Origin of the sequence: Lacticaseibacillus salsurivasis (genome assembly GCF_036246225.1) — a bacterium.
Taxonomy (GTDB): Bacteria; Bacillota; Bacilli; order Lactobacillales; family Lactobacillaceae; genus Lacticaseibacillus; species Lacticaseibacillus salsurivasis.
The window spans coordinates 268,078-288,290 of sequence record NZ_BTTP01000001.1 but is presented as its reverse complement, the minus strand read 5'-3'; the positions used below and the strand labels follow the sequence as shown (position 1 = coordinate 288,290).

24 protein-coding genes and 3 tRNA genes are annotated in these 20,213 nt (G+C 52.5%); 12 read left to right on the top strand and 15 right to left on the bottom strand.

Going from position 1 to position 20,213, the window contains the following annotated elements:
- Nucleotides 1-347 precede the first annotated feature (347 nt).
- From AAA927_RS01665 to AAA927_RS01650, 4 genes are all read right to left on the bottom strand, one after another.
- On the bottom strand, nt 348-2,228 hold the full coding sequence (locus AAA927_RS01665) for an ABC transporter ATP-binding protein (RefSeq protein ID WP_338215083.1): 1,881 nt from the start codon (nt 2,226-2,228) through the stop codon (nt 348-350).
- The gene (locus tag AAA927_RS01660) at nt 2,228-3,958 is read right to left on the bottom strand and encodes an ABC transporter ATP-binding protein (protein ID WP_338215080.1); all 1,731 of its coding nucleotides are present in this window, start codon (nt 3,956-3,958) and stop codon (nt 2,228-2,230) included. Before AAA927_RS01660 ends, AAA927_RS01665 begins: the two co-directional genes overlap by 1 nt.
- Entirely contained in the window at nt 3,951-4,601 is a 651-nt protein-coding gene (locus AAA927_RS01655) for a TetR/AcrR family transcriptional regulator (RefSeq protein WP_125581459.1), read from the bottom strand. Before AAA927_RS01655 ends, AAA927_RS01660 begins: the two co-directional genes overlap by 8 nt.
- A gap of 161 nt (nt 4,602-4,762) precedes the next feature.
- Nucleotides 4,763-5,467, bottom strand: a complete 705-nt coding sequence (locus tag AAA927_RS01650; RefSeq protein WP_338215077.1) for a histidine phosphatase family protein — start codon at nt 5,465-5,467, stop codon at nt 4,763-4,765.
- A 90-nt stretch (nt 5,468-5,557) separates the two neighbouring features.
- Here AAA927_RS01650 and AAA927_RS01645 point away from each other — a divergent pair, with 90 nt between their 5' ends.
- Nucleotides 5,558-5,878 carry a hypothetical protein gene (locus AAA927_RS01645; RefSeq protein WP_338215076.1) on the top strand — a complete coding sequence of 107 codons (321 nt, stop codon included), beginning with the start codon at nt 5,558-5,560 and terminating at the stop codon, nt 5,876-5,878.
- A complete protein-coding gene (locus tag AAA927_RS01640; RefSeq protein ID WP_338215075.1) occupies nt 5,871-6,053 on the top strand; it encodes a hypothetical protein in 183 nt (60 codons plus the stop codon). Before AAA927_RS01645 ends, AAA927_RS01640 begins: the two co-directional genes overlap by 8 nt.
- A gap of 238 nt (nt 6,054-6,291) precedes the next feature.
- Here the strand turns inward: AAA927_RS01640 and AAA927_RS01635 are convergent, their stop codons facing one another.
- Nucleotides 6,292-6,495: a hypothetical protein gene (locus AAA927_RS01635; RefSeq protein ID WP_338215073.1), complete on the bottom strand. Its 204-nt coding sequence runs from the start codon at nt 6,493-6,495 to the stop codon at nt 6,292-6,294.
- Between the two features lie 108 nt (nt 6,496-6,603).
- On the opposite strand from AAA927_RS01635, the gene AAA927_RS01630 reads away from it, so the two are divergent.
- Nucleotides 6,604-6,933, top strand: a complete 330-nt coding sequence (locus AAA927_RS01630) for an ASCH domain-containing protein (protein WP_338215071.1) — start codon at nt 6,604-6,606, stop codon at nt 6,931-6,933.
- A 49-nt stretch (nt 6,934-6,982) separates the two neighbouring features.
- Here AAA927_RS01630 and AAA927_RS01625 read toward each other — a convergent pair whose 3' ends face one another.
- The 3 genes from AAA927_RS01625 to AAA927_RS01615 form a co-directional block, all read right to left on the bottom strand.
- The gene (locus AAA927_RS01625; protein WP_338215069.1) at nt 6,983-7,660 is read right to left on the bottom strand and encodes a TVP38/TMEM64 family protein; all 678 of its coding nucleotides are present in this window, start codon (nt 7,658-7,660) and stop codon (nt 6,983-6,985) included.
- Nucleotides 7,661-7,724: 64 nt separating this feature from the next.
- Nucleotides 7,725-7,795: transfer RNA gene (locus AAA927_RS01620), tRNA-Gln, on the bottom strand.
- 118 nt (nt 7,796-7,913) lie between these two features.
- A tRNA-Gln gene (locus AAA927_RS01615) sits at nt 7,914-7,984 on the bottom strand.
- Nucleotides 7,985-8,153: 169 nt separating this feature from the next.
- On the opposite strand from AAA927_RS01615, the gene AAA927_RS01610 reads away from it, so the two are divergent.
- The 6 genes from AAA927_RS01610 to AAA927_RS01585 all read left to right on the top strand — a co-directional run bounded on the left by AAA927_RS01610 (nt 8,154) and on the right by AAA927_RS01585 (nt 12,119).
- The gene (locus AAA927_RS01610) at nt 8,154-9,587 is read left to right on the top strand and encodes a C69 family dipeptidase (protein ID WP_338215067.1); all 1,434 of its coding nucleotides are present in this window, start codon (nt 8,154-8,156) and stop codon (nt 9,585-9,587) included.
- An 85-nt stretch (nt 9,588-9,672) separates the two neighbouring features.
- Nucleotides 9,673-10,173 (top strand): AAA family ATPase, encoded by a 501-nt coding sequence (locus AAA927_RS01605; protein ID WP_338215065.1) that lies wholly within the window; start codon nt 9,673-9,675, stop codon nt 10,171-10,173.
- Complete coding sequence (locus tag AAA927_RS01600) at nt 10,154-10,789, top strand: TMEM175 family protein (RefSeq protein WP_338215064.1); 636 nt, start codon at nt 10,154-10,156, stop codon at nt 10,787-10,789. Before AAA927_RS01605 ends, AAA927_RS01600 begins: the two co-directional genes overlap by 20 nt.
- A gap of 54 nt (nt 10,790-10,843) precedes the next feature.
- Nucleotides 10,844-11,350 (top strand): hypothetical protein, encoded by a 507-nt coding sequence (locus tag AAA927_RS01595; RefSeq protein ID WP_125581479.1) that lies wholly within the window; start codon nt 10,844-10,846, stop codon nt 11,348-11,350.
- Between the two features lie 16 nt (nt 11,351-11,366).
- Nucleotides 11,367-11,711 carry a hypothetical protein gene (locus AAA927_RS01590; protein WP_338215060.1) on the top strand — a complete coding sequence of 115 codons (345 nt, stop codon included), beginning with the start codon at nt 11,367-11,369 and terminating at the stop codon, nt 11,709-11,711.
- A 57-nt stretch (nt 11,712-11,768) separates the two neighbouring features.
- Nucleotides 11,769-12,119, top strand: a complete 351-nt coding sequence (locus tag AAA927_RS01585; RefSeq protein WP_338215058.1) for an SHOCT domain-containing protein — start codon at nt 11,769-11,771, stop codon at nt 12,117-12,119.
- Between the two features lie 91 nt (nt 12,120-12,210).
- On the opposite strand, the gene AAA927_RS01580 is transcribed toward AAA927_RS01585, so the two are convergent.
- Nucleotides 12,211-12,282, bottom strand: a tRNA-Glu gene (locus AAA927_RS01580).
- Between the two features lie 133 nt (nt 12,283-12,415).
- On the opposite strand from AAA927_RS01580, the gene AAA927_RS01575 reads away from it, so the two are divergent.
- Nucleotides 12,416-12,748, top strand: a complete 333-nt coding sequence (locus tag AAA927_RS01575; protein WP_338215056.1) for a DsrE family protein — start codon at nt 12,416-12,418, stop codon at nt 12,746-12,748.
- Between the two features lie 68 nt (nt 12,749-12,816).
- Here AAA927_RS01575 and AAA927_RS01570 read toward each other — a convergent pair whose 3' ends face one another.
- Nucleotides 12,817-12,945 carry a hypothetical protein gene (locus AAA927_RS01570; protein ID WP_268886765.1) on the bottom strand — a complete coding sequence of 43 codons (129 nt, stop codon included), beginning with the start codon at nt 12,943-12,945 and terminating at the stop codon, nt 12,817-12,819.
- A 249-nt stretch (nt 12,946-13,194) separates the two neighbouring features.
- The gene (locus AAA927_RS01565) at nt 13,195-15,072 is read right to left on the bottom strand and encodes an OPT/YSL family transporter (protein ID WP_338215051.1); all 1,878 of its coding nucleotides are present in this window, start codon (nt 15,070-15,072) and stop codon (nt 13,195-13,197) included.
- Between the two features lie 246 nt (nt 15,073-15,318).
- On the opposite strand from AAA927_RS01565, the gene AAA927_RS01560 reads away from it, so the two are divergent.
- The gene (locus AAA927_RS01560) at nt 15,319-15,444 is read left to right on the top strand and encodes a hypothetical protein (protein ID WP_338215049.1); all 126 of its coding nucleotides are present in this window, start codon (nt 15,319-15,321) and stop codon (nt 15,442-15,444) included.
- Here AAA927_RS01560 and AAA927_RS01555 read toward each other — a convergent pair.
- Nucleotides 15,441-16,355, bottom strand: a complete 915-nt coding sequence (locus tag AAA927_RS01555; RefSeq protein ID WP_338215047.1) for a Gfo/Idh/MocA family protein — start codon at nt 16,353-16,355, stop codon at nt 15,441-15,443. The genes AAA927_RS01560 and AAA927_RS01555 overlap by 4 nt on opposite strands.
- Nucleotides 16,356-16,463: 108 nt before the next feature.
- On the opposite strand from AAA927_RS01555, the gene AAA927_RS01550 reads away from it, so the two are divergent.
- Nucleotides 16,464-17,534, top strand: a complete 1,071-nt coding sequence (locus AAA927_RS01550) for a DNA/RNA non-specific endonuclease (RefSeq protein ID WP_338215045.1) — start codon at nt 16,464-16,466, stop codon at nt 17,532-17,534.
- A 69-nt stretch (nt 17,535-17,603) separates the two neighbouring features.
- On the opposite strand, the gene AAA927_RS01545 is transcribed toward AAA927_RS01550, so the two are convergent.
- From AAA927_RS01545 to AAA927_RS01535, 3 genes are all read right to left on the bottom strand, one after another.
- The gene (locus AAA927_RS01545; RefSeq protein WP_338215043.1) at nt 17,604-17,786 is read right to left on the bottom strand and encodes a hypothetical protein; all 183 of its coding nucleotides are present in this window, start codon (nt 17,784-17,786) and stop codon (nt 17,604-17,606) included.
- Between the two features lie 42 nt (nt 17,787-17,828).
- Nucleotides 17,829-18,581, bottom strand: coding sequence for a type II toxin-antitoxin system death-on-curing family toxin (locus AAA927_RS01540; protein WP_338215041.1), 753 nt, complete (start codon nt 18,579-18,581; stop codon nt 17,829-17,831).
- Between the two features lie 220 nt (nt 18,582-18,801).
- Nucleotides 18,802-20,142, bottom strand: a complete 1,341-nt coding sequence (locus AAA927_RS01535; protein ID WP_338215039.1) for a glucose-6-phosphate isomerase — start codon at nt 20,140-20,142, stop codon at nt 18,802-18,804.
- Nucleotides 20,143-20,213 lie beyond the last annotated feature (71 nt).

Sequence of the window (20,213 nt, the reverse complement as noted above, 5' to 3'; positions counted from 1 at the left end):
AGAGCGCGAGCATTTTGCTTGCTTAGATCAAATGCGACACCTACAGCCGGGTCCGGGATTGCTTAAGGCTATTAGGTGGAGTTGACTGTTATCTAGCGGCGGCGACTGCTGCGAAACAGCCAGCACACGAGGAGACTGCGGTTTTTGCAGGCTGCTCCTGTGCTGACTGGGGGCAACGCGAAGACAGCGGTGAGCGCGGCAGCGCGATGCTGGCTCCGCGTTGAGGCTGGAGACCGTCCTTTGGCTCCAGCCTCAACGCTGCCGGCTCACCGCACCCCGGCGCTGCAGCGGTCGCCGCCGCGCCCGAAACGCAAAAAAGACTAGCCACAGCGAGTCTTTTTCTAACCTTAGATCGTAACGCTACCGCTAAACTGACTGTTGTAGAGGTCAGCATAGAAGCCTTGTTTAGCCATCAATGCATCGTGATTACCGGTTTCAACAATTGAGCCATGATTCATCACAATGATGTTATCAGCATCGCGAATGGTGGACAGCCGGTGGGCAACCACGAAGCTGGTCCGGTTCTTCAGCAACCGCGCCATCGCATGCTGGATGTGCACTTCCGTCCGGGTATCAACCGAGCTAGTCGCTTCGTCCAAGATCAAAATCTCAGGGTTGGCCACAAACGCCCGGGCAATCGTCAGCAACTGCCGCTGCCCTTGCGAAATGTTAGACGCCGATTCATTCAAAACGGTATCGTAACCCTTCGGCAGCTGGCGCACGAATTGATCCACGTGAGCGGCCTTGGCGGCACTGATGATTTGCTCATCGGTGGCATCTTCGCGGCCGTACTTCAAGTTGTCCCAAATCGTCCCAGTGAACAGCCAGGTGTCTTGCAGCACCATCGCATAGTGGCTGCGGACATCTTCGCGACTCATATCGCGAATGTCCTTACCCCACATGCGAATCGAGCCACCTTTAACATCGTAGAAGCGTTCGAGCATGTTGATGACCGTGGTTTTACCAGCGCCAGTTGGGCCGACAATGGCAATCATTTGCCCAGGTTCAACCGTCAAATTGTAGTCGGTCATCAGCAGCGGATTGCCGTCGTAACCGAACTTCACATGGTCCATGACCAACGGATGCTGATCGCCTTCGATTGGGGTGACACCGGATTCGATATCTTCCATTTCTGGTTCGTCAAGCACTTCAAAGACCCGTTCTGCAGAGGCCACGGTGTTTTGAATGGTGTTGGCCAAGTTGGCCAGCTGCGAAATCGGCTGACTGAATTGCTGCGTGTACTGCAGGAAGGCCTGCACATTCCCCAAGGTGACCGTCCCATTAGCGACGGCTACCCCACCAAGAATGGCAACGAAGACGTAACCAATGTTATTCAAGAAGGTCATCAGCGGCATGATTATCCCAGATACGAATTGCGCTTTCCAAGCGGAGTTGTAGAAGGCTTGGTTTTGCACTTCAAAGGCATCCAAAGCGTCTTGTTCGCGGTTAAAGGACTTTACGATCACCTGGCCGGCATAGTTTTCTTCAACATAGTTGTTGAGTAGCCCGAGGGCTTTTTGCTGACCGGCGAAGAAGCGCTGCGAACGTGGCGCGACCAAGCCAACCACGACTAGGCTCAGCGGAATGGTGACCAAGGCAATCAGGGTCAATTTCCAAGAAATCGACAACATCATCCACAAGGTCCCAATGAAGGTGAAGGTACTGGTGACCAACTGCGTCAGACTTTGCTGCAAGGTCGAGGCGATATTATCCATATCGTTGATGGCCCGCGACATAATGTCCCCATTGGAATGGGTGTCGTAGTAGTTGATCGGCAAGCGCTTCATCTTGGCCTTGAGTTCCTTACGCAGGTCGTAAACCGTGCGCTGTGAAACCCGGGTCATGATGAATTGCTGCAGGAAGGAGAACAAAGCCGAAGCCAGGTACATGAAGATGACCACAATCATGATTTCTTTGATTTTGTCAAAGTTAATCGGGAACTGGTCCATCGCGATGCCAGCTTTTTGCTGAGCCACACCTTTCATGTAGCCTTTAAAGATTTCCGTTGTCGCTTCCCCTAATACTTTCGGGGTGCGAATTTGGAAGATGGTAGAGGCAATGGCGAACACCAAGACAATGCCAATGCCCACCAAACGTGATTTCATGTAACCGAACAAACGGAAGGTGGTGCCCCAGAAGTTCTTAGGCTTTTCCACTAAGCCGGCGCGACCGCCTGGGCCGTGGCCACCAGCCATGCCTTGACGCTGTGGTGTTTTGGTTTCAGCCATTAGTCTTCATCCCCTTCTCTGATTTGTGAATGAACGATTTCTTGGTAGGTTTCGTTATTGGCCTTCAGCTCGGCATGCGTGCCGCGCCCGACCATTTCGCCGTTATCCAGCACAATGATGGTATCGGCATCTGCCACCGTGGACACCCGCTGACCGACAATGACCACCACGCGGGACGAAATCTTTTCGTCATCCTTCAAAGCCTGGCGCAACTGCGCGTCGGTCTTAAAGTCCAAGGCGGAAAATGAATCGTCGAACACATACACGGCGGCGTCTTTGATCAACGCCCGGGCAATCGCCAGCCGCTGTTTTTGGCCACCAGAGAAGTTGTCCCCACCTTGTTCGACATGGTAGTCCAAGCCTTCTGGGTTAGCTTTCACGAAGTCATCGGCTTGCGCAATGGCCAAAGCGTGCCAGATTTCCTCATCAGTGGCATTGTCATTGCCATACTGCATGTTGGAGCGAATGGTACCGGAGAACAGGTTAGCTTTTTGCGGCACAAAGGCGATTTGCCGATGCAATTCATCCAAATCGACATCCTTGACGTCCATGCCATTGACCCGCACCGCGCCTTTTTCCACATCATAGAAGCGCGGAATTAGATTGACTAGGGTCGACTTACCTGACCCAGTGCCCCCGATAATCGCCACGGTTTGCCCGGCCTTCATATCGAAGTCCACGCCTTGCAGTGCTGGCTCTTCAGCGCCATGATAACGGAATTGAACATGGTCGAATTGGAGCTGCGACGTGGTGTTGGCAAAGGACTTAGGGCTGGTTGGCGAAGTCAGGGTCGTGGTTTGATCCAGCACTTCGTTGATCCGGATGGCCGAAGCCTGGGCCCGAGGAATGAAGACGAAAATCATGGACAGCATCATGAAGCTCATGAGAATCTGCATCGCGTAAGTAATGAAGGCAATCAGGTTCCCGGTTTGCATGGTTTGCTGGGCAATCAGATGCGCGCCCCACCAGTCAATCGCGATGTTGGTCCCACTCATGATCAGGGTCATCACTGGGAACATCATCGCCATGATGGAGAAGACTTTCACCGCGTTGTTGGTGTAATCCTTGTTGACGCCTTCGAAACGGTCTTGTTCAAAATTGTCCTGCCGGAACGCGCGGATGACCCGCACCCCGGTCAGGCCTTCCCGGAAGACCAAGTTAATGTTATCGGTTTTTTGCTGCATCGCGCGGAACAACGGCACGGCAAACTTCATAATGATGCCGATGAAAAGCGCCATAATCGGCAGCACCACGACGAAGATCAAGGTCAAGGTGTGGTTCTTCTGGTAAGCCAAGAAGGACGCGCCCACCAGCATGATTGGCGCCATGATCATCATGCGCAAAATCATGACCCAAACGTTTTGAATCTGGGTGACGTCGTTGGTGGTCCGCGTGATTAGCGAACTGGTCCCGATTTGATCCATTTCGTCATGCGAGTAATTGATGACTTTACGGTACACATCGGACCGAATGCGTTGGCCGAGTTTCTGCGAAACCCGGGCGGCCAAAAAGACGTTGCCGACACTGGCTAAGACCGAAATCACAGCGAAGAAGATCATTTTGTAACCTTCCTGCCAGATGTAGTTAATATTGCCGGTGGCAACCCCGTTATTGACGATGTCCGCGGTCAAGTTAGGCAGATATAAGCTGGTGATGACCTGAACGATCATAAAGGCCACCGCGCCTAAAATCTGCCAGCCTGACACGCGGCCTTTGGCTAGTTTAATCATGTAAGTCCTCCTTTTGAACACCAGCGCCGAATTGCAACCAATGAAGCATGGTTGCCATGCGCGCTTTCAACTGCGCCAGTGAAATCTGTTCCCCATTGCGTAGTCGATGGTAATAATGGCCTAGTGATTGCATGAAAATCCACATGGCTTGCCGAAAGAGCATGCCTACTTCTTCATCGCTGCTTACCACCAGTTTATCGCGGTCAATCAACGATAAGGTAGTGCGAAGCAGTTCTTTTTTATGGGGTGGCTTCGCATCGCTCGGGGAAAAATGCGTCGCGCTTTGAAAGTCCATGTATAAAAAGACATTGGCGTAAAATTCCGCGTCTGGCCCTTCAATTAACACATCCGCCGCCGCATTGAAAAATTCATCGAGCGCAGCGAACAGGTCACCGTTGTGCCGCTTTAGTGCCTGCTCATAAAGCAAGGTAGTTTGCATGCGGGTTTGATCAAGTAAATAGAAGAAGATATCAGTTTTATCTTCAAAGTATTGATAGAAGCTACCGCGTGGGATCCCGGCATCACGAATAATGTTTGAGATGCTGGCTGTTTGAAATGGCACCCGAGCAAATTCGGCATAGGCGGCTTTGATCAAGCGCTGCCGTTTTTCATCAGCGAGCCGGAAGAAAGTTGGTTTAGGCATGAGACTCCTTTCTGGCAAAAAAAGCCAAAATAAATATGACAGAATGTCATGTGACAAACTGTCATTATACGCGCCTCAGGTTATTTTACAACTATTTTCACACAATTTTCAAAACTTATTTTGGCCAGCCGAATCAGCGCAGCGCTGGCCTTAAGTGCCGCCTACTGGGCCAGGTGGTCCGCCGCCGGCCTGGCGTCAGCCGCCAGCGCCAGCACTGCCTTTTCAGAAGTCAGATCGACCCCCCGCACCTGCCAAGTGGCACCGGCATCGACCAGGCTGACCGACGTGTTTTTCAAGAGCGTCACCGGCAGCTGTTTGGGCGCCAGCTGGTAAATTAGCGCACTCAAACTGACCCCGTGCGCCACCACCAACACATTGGCCTCTGGCTGATTAGCCGCCACAATCTGCTTAAAGGTGGTGTCGATGCGCGTCATTAAAGCGTCGAAGGTTTCGGCCTGACCGGTGTCATCCATCGCGTGGAAGTTCCGCACCAAAGTCCGAAATTGCGGTGCAGCTAACCACATTTTGGCAAACGCTCCAAACCCGAACCGGCGCTGCGTCTTGCGCATCAGGGCCGTGTTTTTCATGCCTTCATTGCCGCCAAAATAATACTCACGCAAGCCGGTCAGCTCCTGCAGCGGCGGGGCATCAGGATGCTGGTCCAAAATTGCCTTGGCGGTTTGCTTGGCGCGGCGCCGATCCGAGCTATAAGCCGCATCAAAGTGCACGTGCTTCAGGATGGTGCCTAACGTTGCCGCTGCCGCCAGGCCTTTAGCAGTCAGCGGGCCATCCGTGATGCCTTGCAGGCGCTGCGCCCGGTTCATCTCGGTTTCACCGTGTCTGACGAGATACAAGTGAACAGTCATCAAAAAGCCCCCTTTTCTGGGTTTTAGCTTACCTTTATGTTATCATATTCGGCGGTAATCCCACACAGACTAAAGTCGGAGGTGAACGCCTTGGACGGCGCAGACATGATTTTGAGTTATCTTCAAGCGCACCCGCAAAGCGCTGAATTGATCAATCGCGGCTATCAAAACGTGGTCGCCTTCCGCTTGTCGGATCAAGTGATTTTTCCGCAGCAAGCAGCTTTGTTCCCTGATGACCGCCTCAATGCCTTTCGCCTTGATGACGGTTTTATCCGCCACCACCGGCGCCTGGTGCAGTGGCTGGCTGAGTTGATCAATCCCGATGAACCCACTACCCCAGCCGCGATTTGGCTCACTTTGAGTCACGTCACCGCCACCGGCGTACTGTTCATTGAGGTCTCCTTTGAATAGACCCATGGCCGCCATGCTGCAGCGCGCCGTGCAAGCGGCGATCTTAGGCGTGCTGCTGTGGGCCAGCGCAATGGCGTTCGGCTGGCGCTGGTTGTTGTTCGTGGTCATCGTCGTGCTGATTTATGGGTTAATTTGTTTTGGCTATGCCATCTTCTTATGGCGAGTCAATCGCTGAGTAAAAAAGGGGGCTGTGACGAATGTCACAGCCCCCTAGATTCACGCCAAATGTTTCAGCAGAGTTACGTGCCAAAAGGCCGGAACCGAGCAGCTTGATCAGCCTGTAGTGCAAAGCACGTACAGGCTGACATGCGGCAGCAGCTACGCCAGCCCGTAGCGCAAAGCGCGTACAGGCTGACATGCGTTAGAAAGGCTACCTGTCGGCTCCAAACCCGCCTTTTGTCACAGCCCATGGCTTAATGCTTCTTCTTTGGCAATTTTGGTGAATGCATGAAGTAATCCACCACGAGCAAGGCAATCAGTACAATGACGATGCCTTTGGCCCACCACGCCGTCAAAGACGCGCGCATCATCCAGGCCACCAGCAAAATCACCAACGCCAGTAGCTGATCGATGATTTGGCGCAGTAGAAACTGCGAGGCTTGTTTTTTATCTTGCAACCCTAACACCCTTCCCTGGTTCAAGCTATTGGCTTGATTTTAACACTGATATTGGTGCCTTGTCAGCGCATGCGGTATAATCGCTCTAAATTAAGGAGGCGCATCCTGATGGACATGGCCATTACCCACGATCAATTTCTGCTAATTGAAGCTGGCACCAAAACAATTGAAATTAGACTGAATGACGCCAAACGCCGCCAATTACGGCCTGGCAACCACCTCACCTTGACCGATTTGGACACTGGCAAAAAGCTCACCAAGCAAGTCAGTGCCATCGATCACTTTGATTCCTTCACCGCGCTGTACACGCAGTTTGGTGGCTTAGCGGTGGGCGCCGCGCCTGATGACTCTGTGGCCAAAATGACTCAGGAGACTTATGCCCATTACACCCCTGCCCAGGAGCAAGCCGCCGGCGTCTTGGCAATTCATCTCAAATAGCAATCACATCAAAACGGCCATTCCTAGCGCTAAGGAATGGCCATTTTCATTAATGTGCGGGCTTTTGATCATCTTCGCGGCGGCGCATCACGGCCCAGGCCACGAGTGCGCCGAGGCCGAGAAGTAGGCCGACCACGATCAGCCGATGCCAGTTCAGATGGAGCACGGCATCCCCACCAAAGGCATAAAAGAAAGCCGTTGGCACAGAAGCTAAGGCAATCACTGGCGCCAGTCGTTTGCCTGTGATGCCAAGGCGCGCTGCCGCCACATGGGTAATGGTATTAGGAATAAACGGTACGGCATAAGCAATCAGCAGGCCCAAGCGCGGATTGCGCGAGCGCTGCAACCACTTGAGCACCCGCGTTTGCTTATCGGCTTGGCTGTGCTCATCCGCGAGATGATGAATCAGCAAAGCGCCAATATTGTTGCCAATCGTCAGGCCTATCACATTGGCCACAAAGCCGAGCGGTGCGCCAAGGCAGATACCTGACACCACCGCCACCACGGCATTCGGCGCCCCAGGAATGACCGACACGGCACTGAGCAAAATCACCAGCGGGATAATGGCCCAAGAATCACCGCGCAAGGCGTGCACCAAAGTGTCCTGCGAAAAATCGGCATGTCGCACCAGCGCGAAGACTTCATGGTAATGGCTCAACAACCACACCAGCCCAATCAGCGCCAGCAAGGCCGCGAGGATTTCGATTTGCGGTTTACGTTTGTGCATAAGGGCCCTCCCTTTGCGCATCAAAGTTTAAAAAAAGGCCATCGCACGCTGCGACAGCCATCACTTGGGTAGATAGGGATCGAACCTATGATTATGGATTCAGAGTCCACTGCGTTACCACTTCGCTACTACCCAATATTCTTAAGCACGAGTACCAGTTTAGGAAAAAGCAGCGATGATGTCAACGAAAAATCGTGAATTCACGAAAAAAGCTGCCTCAAGCCAACACGGCCGAGACAGCTTGCTAATTTGATTGGGTAGATAGGGATCGAACCTATGATTATGGATTCAGAGTCCACTGCGTTACCACTTCGCTACTACCCAATAAGACTAACGAACGAATAATATCTTACGAAATAATGGCGCGCTTGTCAATTGCTGTCAGCGATTTCACCGAAATCCCATTACCTTCTCAGAATACCGGCCCTGAGCCTGCAAACTTCGCCGCATTGGCGTACACTAGCGATAGACTTTGTGGAAAAGAGGGGTAACAATGAAAATTGAATCTGCCTGCACGTCGATTTTGGTGGGGAAAGCCGCCAGCATCGATGGCAGTACCATGATCGCCCGCAACGATGACACCTTTCATGTGCTAGCACCACACCGGTTCTACATGCATCCCGCATGGCATGGTGAAAAAGACTTGCACGTGAAGTCACCGCTGAACGGTTTTGAAGCACCACTGCCAGAAAACGGCTACCGCTACAACGCGGTGCCAAATGTGGACACCGAACACCTCGGTGACTACGAAGAAAGTGGCATCAACGAAAAGAACGTGGCCATGTCCGCCACCGAAAGTACCTACGGCAACGAACGCACCCTGGCCTTCGATCCGTTGGTCAAAGACGGCTTGGATGAAGACTTAATTGTCAACATGACCCTGCCCTTTGTTGAAAGTGCCCGCCACGCGGTGGAGTACCTGGGGCAGTTGATCAAACAATACGGCTCACCTGCCGGCAACTCGGTGTTGTTCTCGGATAAAGACAATGTTTGGTACATGGAAATCGTTACCGGCCATCACTGGGTCGCCCAACGTATCCCTGATGATGCCTACGCGGTCGCGGCCAACCAGGTCTCCATTCAGCAAGTTGACTTCGACGATGCAGACAATTTCATCTGGAGTGAAGGCATCCGTGAATTCGTCGCCGACCATCATTTGAACCCCGACCAAAGTGGCTGGAACTTCCGCCACATTTTCGGGACGATGAATGAAAAAGACCGCCACTACAACACGCCGCGGGTCTGGTATGCCCATCACATCTTGAATCCAGAAACGCCAGAGACGCCAGAATCAGCCGAAATGCCATTCATTATGCGCACCGATCACAAGATCACGCGCGAAGACATCGCCCAAATCCTGGGCTCGCATTATAATGAAACGCGCTTTGATCCCTTCGCCAAGGACAGCACCGATGCTGACCGCCTGCGCTATCGGCCAATTGGCTTGAACCGGACTCAGAACTCGCATATTTTGCAGCTGCGCAATGACATTGATGAAGGCCACGCTGCCATCATGTGGCTGAACATCGGCATTCCGGAATACAGTCCCTACGTGCCGTTCTACTGCAACGCCGACGACACCGATCCTTCCTACTCGCAGACGCCGCTGGAATTGGATCTTGATCAAGACTCGGCCTACTGGCTGCACCGCAGTTTAGGCATGCTGGTGGAAAGCCACTACAGCAAGTTCATCCAGCAAAACCGCGACTATTTGACCGAACAATATCGTTTGTATCGAATTCACATCGCCGCCACGGATGAAGCGACCAAGGACCTCACTGGCCAGGACCTGACCGACGCTTTGACCCAAGCCAACTACAAGCTAGTGGCAGCGGTAAAAGCTGAAGCCAAGCGCCAAATTGCCAGCATGCTGATGCAAGGGTTGGAATTATCCAAACTGACCTTCAACATGGACAAGAACCTGTAAACTAGGGTGATCGACACCTGCCAAGTATGGCAGGTGTTTTTTGTTGCCATTTATTGCATAATAAAGGCCAATCGGAAGTGATAGCATGACAACTTTGATTCTCCTGCGCGGCAATTCTGGCTGCGGCAAAACTACCTTAGCCAATCAACTCGCTGCTCGGCTGCCAGTCAAGGCCACCTTGGTGCTGCATCAGGATATGCTGCGCCGCGAGCTGCTACATGCCAGCGACCACGCTGGTACTCCTGCCGTGGCTTTAATCGCCACGTTGGCTACCTTTGGCCAGCGGCATTATCGCTACGTCATTATTGAAGGCATTTTACGCCGGGATGTTTATGGCGCCATGTTGACGACGCTGTATGCACAATTCCGGCCCGCAGCCTTTGCTTATTATCTCAACATGAGCTTCGCTGACACGCTCAAGCGCGATGCTCTCAAGCCAACGCCTTTTGGGGCAACCAAATTGCGGCGCTGGTGGCGCGAAAACGACCAACTGCCTTTTGAGCAGGTTCTAGCCGCTGACGAAACGGCTCGTTTGACGAAGCAAATTTATCTGGAGGTGGCGCACCATGAGCAAATCGCGGATTAATGCTTTGAGTGATGGCGTCTTTGCCATCCTCCTGACGATTTTAATCTTGGAATTTCAACCTGAAACAGTGAAACCCGGCACCTTGCACACCGTGGTGTTCCACCAGGCGCCGCTGTTTTTGATGTACTTGCTGTCGTATTTTTACGTCGGCACCAACTGGCTCTTTCACCATGACTATTTTCAGTATGTGAAGCGCACCAACCGCACCCTGAACGTCATCAATCTCGGGGTGCTGTTCACCAGCACGTTAATCAACTATGCAATGGTCCTGTTGATTGAGGCGCTGTCCAATGGCAATAACGCCGACATTCAGCTGGCTTTCATTGTTTATGACGCCGTGGCGCTGCTCATTTCGTTTTCTTTTCTGGTGCTGTATCGCTACCTCGAACGCCACCCCGAACTGCAAACGTTAGCCCGCAGCGGCATCGCGACCCACTATGACCGCATTCGGCTGGATCCGGCGCGCAGCGTCATTATTTATCTCGCCTCAATGGTGGCCACCAGTTTTTCCAATTTGATTGCTGGCCTCCTGCTGGTTGCCGGAGTAGGTTTTCACTTCATCGCCTACCTGCGCTTCAGCCGCGTCGTTCATTTGGCCATTAAGAAAGAGGAATGACCGCCCCCTTCAAGCCCAATTACCGGTATAATGGAGGCTAAAAGGAGTGATCACATGCGCCAAGCAAGACGTCGCCAAACCAAAAAGAAAAAATGGCCCAAGGTTCTCGGTATTATCGCCGGCCTGTTGGTCCTGTTAGTGGTCCTAGGAATCGTTTTCTTCACGCCCCTCAACAACACCTACCGCAGCGTCACCGGCAATGACACCCCCGCCGATAGCGCCGTGAAAAATGAGCTCGTGAAACGCATCGAAGCGCAGAAAACCGGCAACACCGCCACGGATAACCTGCTCGACCGCGCGGCTAATACCGTCAATTCCACCAAAATGAGTACCATTATCGCCGCCGCCAATGATGAGCAAAAAATGGCTACCTTGCTCCAAGACACCACTGGCGTCTCCAGTGCCACTGCGGAAGTCGCGGCCCGCACCTTATTCAATACGGATAGTCTCACGCCGCTACGTGAAGCCGTCGCCCAAGGCAATTACGTCAAAGCGTACCAGGCTTATGAGGATTTGGACACCAGTACTCTGACGCAGCTCAAAGCCACCCTTGCCCAATAGGAAAGAAGATGATGGTGTGGTGCGCTATCACAGTCAAGATGGCCGGTTGTTTCGCAATGAGCAGCTCAATGACCTGATGCGCCAAACTGGCGGCACGCCGCAAATCGTCCGCAAGCAAGGCCGCTATCTCTATCTGTTGATTGCTGCGGTGATTGCCTTAATTGCGGTCCATCTGACAATCAAAACGTTGGATGTCGTGCCGCTGATGTTTGTCTTCATTTTTGGCGGCTTGTATCTGCTGCGCGATGAATACATCATCCAACCCAGCGGCCAGGTGCTTGAGCTCAGCTATCATGACGTGGCGATTATCATGGGGAAGCAAAACCAACCACCCATCGTCTTCATTCCTGATGACGACTAACTGTACGCTGGTCATTTGACTGGCACTTTGTTTTAAATTCACTTTGGAGGTAAGTTCGTGTCTCATCAAAGATCAAATAACGCTGGGTGCTGGACGGTCGGCATCATTATCGTTGGCCTCGCCCTCCTGATCACCTACTGGTATCTCTTTTTGGCCGCGGCGGTTTTAGGTGGTGCGGTTTGGTACTACCTGCACCAAAAGCACGCCAAGGAAGCCGCCGCAGCGGCCGTGCAAGCCAAGCAAGCGGAAGCCGCCGCCCAGAAAAAGGCCATCGAAGGCTCTAAAGTCGACCGCATTCGGCAGTTCAAACAGTTGCTGGATGAAGGCGCGATTACCGCGGATGAGTTTGCCGCACAGAAAGCGAAGATCTTGGCGGAAGATGAAGACGAGGATGAGCTGAAGTTCTAAACCAGCCCGCTTGCCTCGCCCAGAAGGCAAACAAAAAGCTCCGAAATGCCTTTTAGATAAGGCATTTCGGAGCTTTTGTTTTGGCCTATGATCACCCGTATGGGAATCGAACCCATGATTCCGCGCTGAGAACGCGGCGTCTTAACCTCTTGACCAACGGGCAATAAACTGCTCGCACTCGCTCGAGCACATATAATAGTTTACAGGAATTCAGGCGGTTGTCAACAAGAAACCAGCCAAAATCCACCTGCCGGGCCGCTATCGCAACATGCTATACTAACACCGAGGTGATAAAGATGGATGTGATTTTCCACATTGACGAAAGCAGCAAATGGCCGGTAGTATTTGGCAACATCAAGAACTACCTGAAAACCGCGCAGGATCAAAATGTTTCAGGCCAAGTTGAGCTTCTGATCAACGGTGAGCCGATTGTCCAAGCCAAAGCGGACAGTGACATTGCACTCAGCGAACTGACCGCGTTAGGCGTTGAAGTCGCGGTGTGCAACAACGCCATGCGCAGTCACGCCATCACGGCCGCAGACCTACAGCCAGGCTTGACGGTCGTGCCGGCTGGGGTCTTCGAATTGGCCAAACGTCAGCACGAAGGCTTTGCCTATATCAAACCGTAAGCCGTCTGCTAAAAAAGGCCTCGCTGCAGCATTTGCAGCGAGGCCTCTTTATCAAGGTTGCGACAGGATTACTTCTTAACCACCATCGTCGGGTTGAATGTTTGATGCTGACAAGTCTGGCCGGCACGATCAAACATGGCGTAAACCCAAAGCCCGTTGATTGCTAGTGCGGCAGCACCGATTAATAAAATGACCATCTGCGTCATCCTCCTTTTTGCTAAAAATTCGGACTCCCCGCGGGTCGATTGAACATCGCCGTCTGGATAGACGCTCCGTGAAGATTCTTAATTCTTTCCTGAACATGTACTCTATTATACACAAACTTTACAAAAGGTCAAACCGTGTTTACAAACTTTTTTATTTTATCCATATAAAAAGTGGCGTCAGCTCACATCTGACGCCACTTTTATCGCTACATTGATTCGACTTCATCCGTTATCAGTGTCTTATTTCGTTGCTTTTGCCGATACATTACGTTTACGAAGCACCCACAGCATCGCCAGGACAAGCAGCCCGAGCAAAGCCGCAGCCGCGGCATTGCCGGCAAGCCAGCCAGTTGGCGTGCCATGCGTCAACACCCCACTGATGGACAGCAGAATGCCGGTCAACCCGATGATTGAGCCGCCAGCAATCAAACCGGAAGCCATACTGATACCATTTTGCACCCGGCCGGCGTTCTTTTCTTTGTTGCGACCTTCCACAATCAAGCGGACAATCGCGCCCACCAGGATAATCGCCGTTGTGGCCATCGGCAGGTAGAACCCAATCGCTACTGTCATGATTGGCAGTTTCAACAGGTGGAGCACAATTCCCATGGCAATGCCGATGAAAATAATGGTGAATGGCAACTTACCGGTGATGATCCCGGAGGTCAAAGCGGCAATCAGGTTTGCCTGCGGGAGCGCGAAGCTGGCATTTTCACTGGTATCCGCCAACTGACCCGCTAGCATCACAATCACCCCGACTACCGTAATGGTCCCCAACACCGCTGCAATCAGGAACCGGCGCTGCATTTGCGGTCGGTCAGCATGGACCAGCTCGGTGGCCTTTTGCGTTTGCGAGTAACCGCCGCCGATACTGATGGCGGTCACGACAAAGGTTGCTAGGAGCAAAAGCGATCGCAGATCAAATTCTGAGGTCCAGCCCATCACCACAAACAGCACCGTCAGTAATACTAACGAAGCAATAGTCATCCCTGACACCGGTAAGTTAGAGGTCCCCAAAGTGCCCGTCAAGTTCGCGGCCACCACCACGAAGACGAAGGCCAACACCATGGCCAAAGCGCCGCCGAGCAGGCCAATCATCAAGTTGCCAGAGAACAGCGAGCTGAGAATGAACACCGCCACAATGGAGAAGCCAAGCAGGAAGATGCCAAATTTCGACTTCTTTTCATTCCCTCCTAATGTAGCTTTCAACGAGCGGCCAATCACCGGAATCAGCTTGATGGCGCCGATTAGTCCGCCGGCTAGCATCATGCCGGCGCCTAGGTAGCGGTTATATGCACCGGCAATCCCATCAAAACCTAACGAGTTGACTGTTACCCCGGCGGCATTCCACACTTCATTGGAGCCATGCGCCATGTCGGTGAAGTACCCAATCAACGGCGCAATGGCGAAGTTAGCCAAAATTGAGCCGGCGAACATTTGAATGGCCACCTGCATCCCCACAATAAAGCCGATGCCGGCCAGCAGCGGGTTGACTTCCAGTTCAAACTTCCATTTGAATTCGCGCGCCCCATAAAGGACGAAATGATTATTGATCAGCCCAAACATTGAACCGGTCAGCATCGTCAGCAAGCCGCCGATGCCAAAACCCGCGCCCATCATTTTCAGGCCGGCTCCACCTTCCGCGCTAGCGCGAATGGTTTCGCTAATGGCCATGGCTTCTGGATAAAGCAAAGTATCTTTGCTGGCGACGATCAAGTGGTTTTCCACAATCGCCGCCGTACCAATCCCAAACAACACGCCCATGGTGCCGACTAGCACCGCTTCAAAAAAATTGATTTGCGCGCCGATCAACAGCACCGCCGGTAAAACAAAAATCATGCCACTGGCGATGGTTTCCCCACCGCTGGCCATGCCTTGCATTTCGTTGGTCCCGGCATAACCACGCCGCTTGGCGAAGGCGCGCACCACCGCCGAGCCGATGATGGCGCCAGGAATGCCGGCGGCCACGGTCAGACCAGCTTTCATGCCAGAATAGGCAGTAGAAGCGGCGAATAAAATGGCCAGCAGAATGCCGACACTTAAGGTAATAATGGTCCCTGTCCGGCCTGCTGCTTTGGCCGGGGCTTTCACCTTGGGGACGCTAGCTGGCTTCTCCATATTGGTTCCCCCTTATCTAAACCATAACTGTTTACCAGGTTTAACTTTAGCTTAGCATGTTCAGTTTTCTACATGCACTGATAACGGTCGTCATTTAACCAACTTTCTGCACAGCAAAAAAGTCGGCCGGTGGCTACCGGTCGACTCATCAAACCATCATCATTTTGTAGGATTGCCGAAATGTTGCTGGCTTTCCCCTTGTGAGCGCGTACACTAGAGGTAAGCAAGGGAAAGGAGGCAACCATCTTGGCCAACAAACCCGCCCTACCATTGGGCATCTTAACCACTGTGGCCGGCGGCATCACCCTCGTTGGCGGTGCCATCGCCTTAGCCAGCGGCATTCTGGCGATTCACAGCGCCATTCGCCGCTAGGCTTGCAGCTGATCGGCCATTTCCGCCAGCACCCGGTGTGTGAGCCGGCTTGATTCCGGTGCAATCGGGTTATCGGTTTGTTCCGCGACCGCCTTCACAAAGGCCTTGACCAACGGCGCAAAGCCGCGCGTCGTGAGCGTCGGTTCCCAGTCTGGGGCCTTGGTGCTAGTCTGGCCAGCTTTGGTGTAAGCCGTTAGCTGCGCGAGGTCTCGAACCCGGTAGACCCCAGCCGTCGAACTGACCGTCGCTTCTTCCAGGTTCGCACCGGCAACCAGGTTAATGCCGGCTTCTACCCGCATGCCATTGACGCCAAAGCTGATGGTGGCTTGTTGCAGATTGCCGTCTTGATCGGCGTGCATGCTGTAGCGCGGTTTGATGTCAGTTGGGAACCCAGCCAGCATCAAGGCGGTATCCAGCGGATGAATCAGCAAGTCAAAAATGGCTTCGGCCGGGGCTTGGCGATCAGCCACCCGGTTTTTCACCACTTCAATCACGTTCTTGTTTGGCACCGCCTGTAATTGTTGCATCAATGGCGCAAAGCGGCGATTGAAGCCTACTGTCAGTAGCCTCCGGTGCTGCGCCGCCAGCAGGTAGAGTTCAGTGACCTGCGCGGTGGTGGTGGCCAGCGGCTTGTCGATGAAGACATTCACATCTCGGGTCAGGAAATGCTTGGCCAGTTCAAAATGCGCCGGGGTCGCCGCATGAATCATCACCGCATCCAGTTTCAAGCCGTCCAAATCTTTGACATCCGTCCCCGCCATCGGCAGATGGTATTGGTTGGTCAGCCGGGTGAGCTTGGCCAAATCACGGGTGTCCAAATACCACTGCACCTGATCCTGCATCTCTGCATACACGGGCAAATATGCTTTTTGGGCAATATTACCAAGCCCGATAACCCCAATACTTAACATCTAATCACCTTTTCGTTTTTGATATCTTCACGCTAGCACAGCCCCTGCACCGGGTCAAAGGCGCCGGGTGAATTTAAGCGAAAAGTTAGGCGTCACGGAGGAGAAATAATGAAAAAATTGATGTTCCACCACTGGCACGGCAGCCGACCACTGAAGCTCATTTTGACCCTCATGTTGGGGGTGAGCCTGGCCGGCGCCACCCTCAGCGGCTGCAGCGACACTGACAGCAGTCCCAAAACCACGACCCATCACGTCAAAAAAGCGGCCAAGGCCTCCAGTAGCGAAGCCGAAGCCAGCTCCAGCGAATCCAGTGCCAGCGCGGCCAGCAGCTCGGCGCCGGCCCCAGCCACCACGACCAACCCCGAATTGGCCAACTTGGCTTACAACGGCACGCAAACCATCGACGTGAACGGCGGCAAGCCCACCTTTGACGCTGCGACTTTGAGCACCAGCCATGGCACTTGGCAAACCTACGCCGACCTCGATGGCCTGAACCGAGCAGTGGACGCTGAAGCGTTGATGAATAAAGCCATGATGCCGACCGCCGAGCGGGAACCCTTAACCTGGGATCCTACTGGTTGGCACAACAAGCGCATCGCAAGCGGCTACTTATACAATCGCAGCCATTTGATTGGCTATCAGCTCACCGGTCAGAACAACAACCCCAAGAATTTGATCACCGGTACCCGGTCGCTGAATAGTCCTGAAATGCTGCGCTACGAAGATGATATTGCCTACTTCATGAAAACTAACCCGCAGGCATATGTGCGCTATTCCGTGGTGCCAGTGTTCAAAGGCGATAACTTGCTGGCCTCAGGCGTGCACATGATGGCGCAAAGTGTCGGCGCCAGCGGTATCAGCTTCAACGTTTACATCTTCAACATTGAGGAAGGCGTCACCTTGAATTACGCCGATGGCACCAGCGTTGTCAACAGCACCCAAGCCAGCACGCAAAGCGCCGCCCCGGCGCCGGCCGCGAAAGCTAGCACCCCGGCTGCCACCACGACTCAGCGCGGTGACATGAATACCAATGATAGCGGCAAAATCATTGGGAACCGCAATTCACATATTTATCACGTTCCCGGTCAAGCCGGCTATCGCATGAACTCCAGCAACGCTGTCTACTTCCAAACCGAACAACAAGCCCAAGCCGCAGGCTATCGCAAAGCCAAACGCTAGGATTCAAAAAACGCCATGCCTTCAGCATGACGTTTTTGTTTCGCGAGATCCTTTCCAAGCCGCCGAAAATCACTCAGCCGCTAAAAGTTTCATCGCTTTATTAACTTGTTTATCCCGCATTAAGTTGGTAACTGCCTGAACGGTCTGAAGCCTTTTCTCATCGGCGGAGTTGTGCTTGACCTGATCGAGCGAGAACGTCTTGATTTTGTTCAACGCCGCTTGATTCCATTCCACCTCAATATCCTGTGACATGTTAAGCACCTCCCTTTTACTGTGCCAGTATTATAAGTGACATTAGTCAAAATTGTCAATTTTCATGTTAATTTCAAAGCTTGATTCAATGGTCTCAGCCTCAGCCTGGGAAGGATACAGTTTGGCCATTAGATTACGCCGAATAAATTGAGCCACTGCCGGCTGATTCATCTGCTTATTGGCAATTTTTAAGCTAATTGCATAAAGCTCATCGCCATCAACATTTTCCAACTCAAACCCATTCATTGAGAGCACGAACAAGGCAGTCAACAACGCCGTCCGTTTATTCCCATTGTGGAAGCATTGCGCGTCAGCGATTTTGAACCAAAAGGCAGCCGCCTTTTCAACGATACCTGGATATTGAACATGGCCAAAGAATTCTCCCATACAAGCATTAATGATGGCATCCAGTTTTTGAGGATCCTTCAACCCGTATCTCGATTCTTCGCGGAACAGTTTTTCAGCCATTTCATTGATGACTTCAAACATCGACAAGTCCGGGATCATAACCTCGGGACTAGCAACCAGCCCGACCGTTTCGACCGCTTTGTCTTCCAAAGATAGCTGCAGATAGCCCAAACCGCTTTCGACAATCAGTTGAGCTTCCACCTTGGTCCCCTTTGGCACGCGAAGCCCGGCTCGTGACGCATAACTATGCATCACCGCGATACTTAGGTCCTGAAATTGCTCTCTTTGCTCCATGTCGAAAAATTTTACATAGGGATGAACTGCGCCATTAATTGAACTCGCCTCTTTTTTCATGAACTGATTATAGCATGGCTTTGGTTCCAGCAATCCAAATAACCCTCAATGATGAATGACGCCATCCTTCTCAATTCACTTTTTGCCGATGGACTATGGGGCCATTACCACCGGAAACAAAAAAGAACCCGCAATGGGGTTCCAAAAATTCGATGACGGTAACCAATATAGTAACCAGCCACCATTTGCGCTCATTTATGGGCGCTGTTTTTTTGCCTTCGTTTCAGGTTCAAAATCGCTGTACCCCGCGCCACTACAGGCGAGCGTTCAGTTCCTTGGTCATATCTTCAAACCCAGGCCGGCCAAGTAGGGCAAACATGTTGCGCTTGTATGCTTCAACCCCTGGCTGGTTGAATGGGTTGATCCCGTTCAGGTAGCCAGAAATGGCAACGGCGGCTTCGAAGAAGTAGATCATGTAGCCCAAGGTGTAAGCATCTTGCTGTGGGATGTTGACGGTCATCACTGGCACGCCACCATCGGTATGAGCAAGCACAACGCCTTCGTAAGCTTTGCGGTTAACTTCGGACATCTTGCGGCCTTCGAGGTAAGTCAAGCCATCCAAAGAGCCTGGTTCTGCTGGGATTTCAATGTCGTGGTTTGGCTTTTCAACCCAAACGACAGTTTCCATCAGATTGCGGCGACCTTCTTGGATGTATTGGCCCAAGGAGTGCAAGTCAGTGGTGAAGTTAGCACTTGATGGGTAAATCCCCTTTTGGTCCTTGCCTTCGGATTCGCCCATGAGCTGCTTCCACCATTCGCTGAAGTATTGCAGCGTTGGTTCGTAGTTTTCCAGCAGTTCAGTCGTGTAACCCTTCCGGTACAAGATGTTGCGCAAAGCAGCGTACTGGTAGGCTTCGTTCTTGGTCAAATCAGCATCGCTGTATTCAGTGCGCGCGTCAGCGGCACCTTTCATCAACTGATCGATGTCGCCACCAGCGACAGCGATTGGCAGCAGACCAACAGCGGAAAGAACGGAGTAACGGCCACCCAAGTCATCAGGCACAACGAATTCTTCGTAGCCTTCAGCATCGGATTCGCTCTTCAAAGCGCCCTTAGCGCGGTCGGTAGTAGCATAGATACGGGACTTGGCGCCATCTTTACCATACTTTTCAATCAACTTGGCCTTCAGCACGCGGAAAGCGATGGAAGGTTCGGTGGTGGTACCAGACTTGGAAATGACGTTCAAGGAGAAGCTCCGATCGCCAATCATGTCGACCAAGTCTGCAAGGTAAGAACCAGAAATGGAGTTGCCGGCGAAGTAAACTTCTGGCAGCTTGCGGCCTGGTTCGTAGTTACGGAAGGTGTGGGATAAGAAATCAACAGCCATCCGCGCCCCTAAGTAAGAGCCACCAATCCCAATGGCCACAAAGACCTCGGAATCGTCTTGGATCTTCTTAGCTGCTGCTTTGATGCGGGCGAATTCGTCCTTATCGTAGTCAACGGGCAGGTCAAGGAAGCCGCGGAAGTCGTTGCCAGCACCGGTACCTTCGCGCAATTCCTTGTCGGCGGCGGTGACCATTGCTTGCATCTCGCCGAGTTCGTTGTCATGAACGAACTTGGTGAGCTTAGATGAATCAAATGAAATATGAGCCATGTGAATTCTTTCCTCCTATTGATTGCATTTCAACAAACTCAACTTTAATGGTCTAGGTTGCAAAATGCAAG

Excerpts from the sequence above, each read along its gene's own strand:
- AAA927_RS01535 (WP_338215039.1), bottom strand. The coding sequence starts at position 20,142 with ATGGCTCATATTTCATTTGATTCATCTAAGCTCACCAAGTTCGTTCAT.
- AAA927_RS01650 (WP_338215077.1), bottom strand. The coding sequence starts at position 5,467 with ATGACTGTTCACTTGTATCTCGTCAGACACGGTGAAACCGAGATGAAC.
- AAA927_RS01605 (WP_338215065.1), top strand. The coding sequence starts at position 9,673 with ATGACAACTTTGATTCTCCTGCGCGGCAATTCTGGCTGCGGCAAAACT.
- AAA927_RS01610 (WP_338215067.1), top strand. The coding sequence starts at position 8,154 with ATGAAAATTGAATCTGCCTGCACGTCGATTTTGGTGGGGAAAGCCGCC.
- AAA927_RS01600 (WP_338215064.1), top strand. The coding sequence starts at position 10,154 with ATGAGCAAATCGCGGATTAATGCTTTGAGTGATGGCGTCTTTGCCATC.
- AAA927_RS01655 (WP_125581459.1), bottom strand. The coding sequence starts at position 4,601 with ATGCCTAAACCAACTTTCTTCCGGCTCGCTGATGAAAAACGGCAGCGC.
- AAA927_RS01595 (WP_125581479.1), top strand. The coding sequence starts at position 10,844 with ATGCGCCAAGCAAGACGTCGCCAAACCAAAAAGAAAAAATGGCCCAAG.
- AAA927_RS01625 (WP_338215069.1), bottom strand. The coding sequence starts at position 7,660 with ATGCACAAACGTAAACCGCAAATCGAAATCCTCGCGGCCTTGCTGGCG.
- AAA927_RS01545 (WP_338215043.1), bottom strand. The coding sequence starts at position 17,786 with ATGTCACAGGATATTGAGGTGGAATGGAATCAAGCGGCGTTGAACAAA.
- AAA927_RS01665 (WP_338215083.1), bottom strand. The coding sequence starts at position 2,228 with ATGGCTGAAACCAAAACACCACAGCGTCAAGGCATGGCTGGTGGCCAC.
- AAA927_RS01660 (WP_338215080.1), bottom strand. The coding sequence starts at position 3,958 with ATGATTAAACTAGCCAAAGGCCGCGTGTCAGGCTGGCAGATTTTAGGC.
- AAA927_RS01555 (WP_338215047.1), bottom strand. The coding sequence starts at position 16,355 with ATGTTAAGTATTGGGGTTATCGGGCTTGGTAATATTGCCCAAAAAGCA.
- AAA927_RS01630 (WP_338215071.1), top strand. The coding sequence starts at position 6,604 with ATGGACATGGCCATTACCCACGATCAATTTCTGCTAATTGAAGCTGGC.
- AAA927_RS01565 (WP_338215051.1), bottom strand. The coding sequence starts at position 15,072 with ATGGAGAAGCCAGCTAGCGTCCCCAAGGTGAAAGCCCCGGCCAAAGCA.
- AAA927_RS01570 (WP_268886765.1), bottom strand. The coding sequence starts at position 12,945 with ATGGTCATTTTATTAATCGGTGCTGCCGCACTAGCAATCAACGGGCTT.
- AAA927_RS01575 (WP_338215056.1), top strand. The coding sequence starts at position 12,416 with ATGGATGTGATTTTCCACATTGACGAAAGCAGCAAATGGCCGGTAGTA.
- AAA927_RS01550 (WP_338215045.1), top strand. The coding sequence starts at position 16,464 with ATGAAAAAATTGATGTTCCACCACTGGCACGGCAGCCGACCACTGAAG.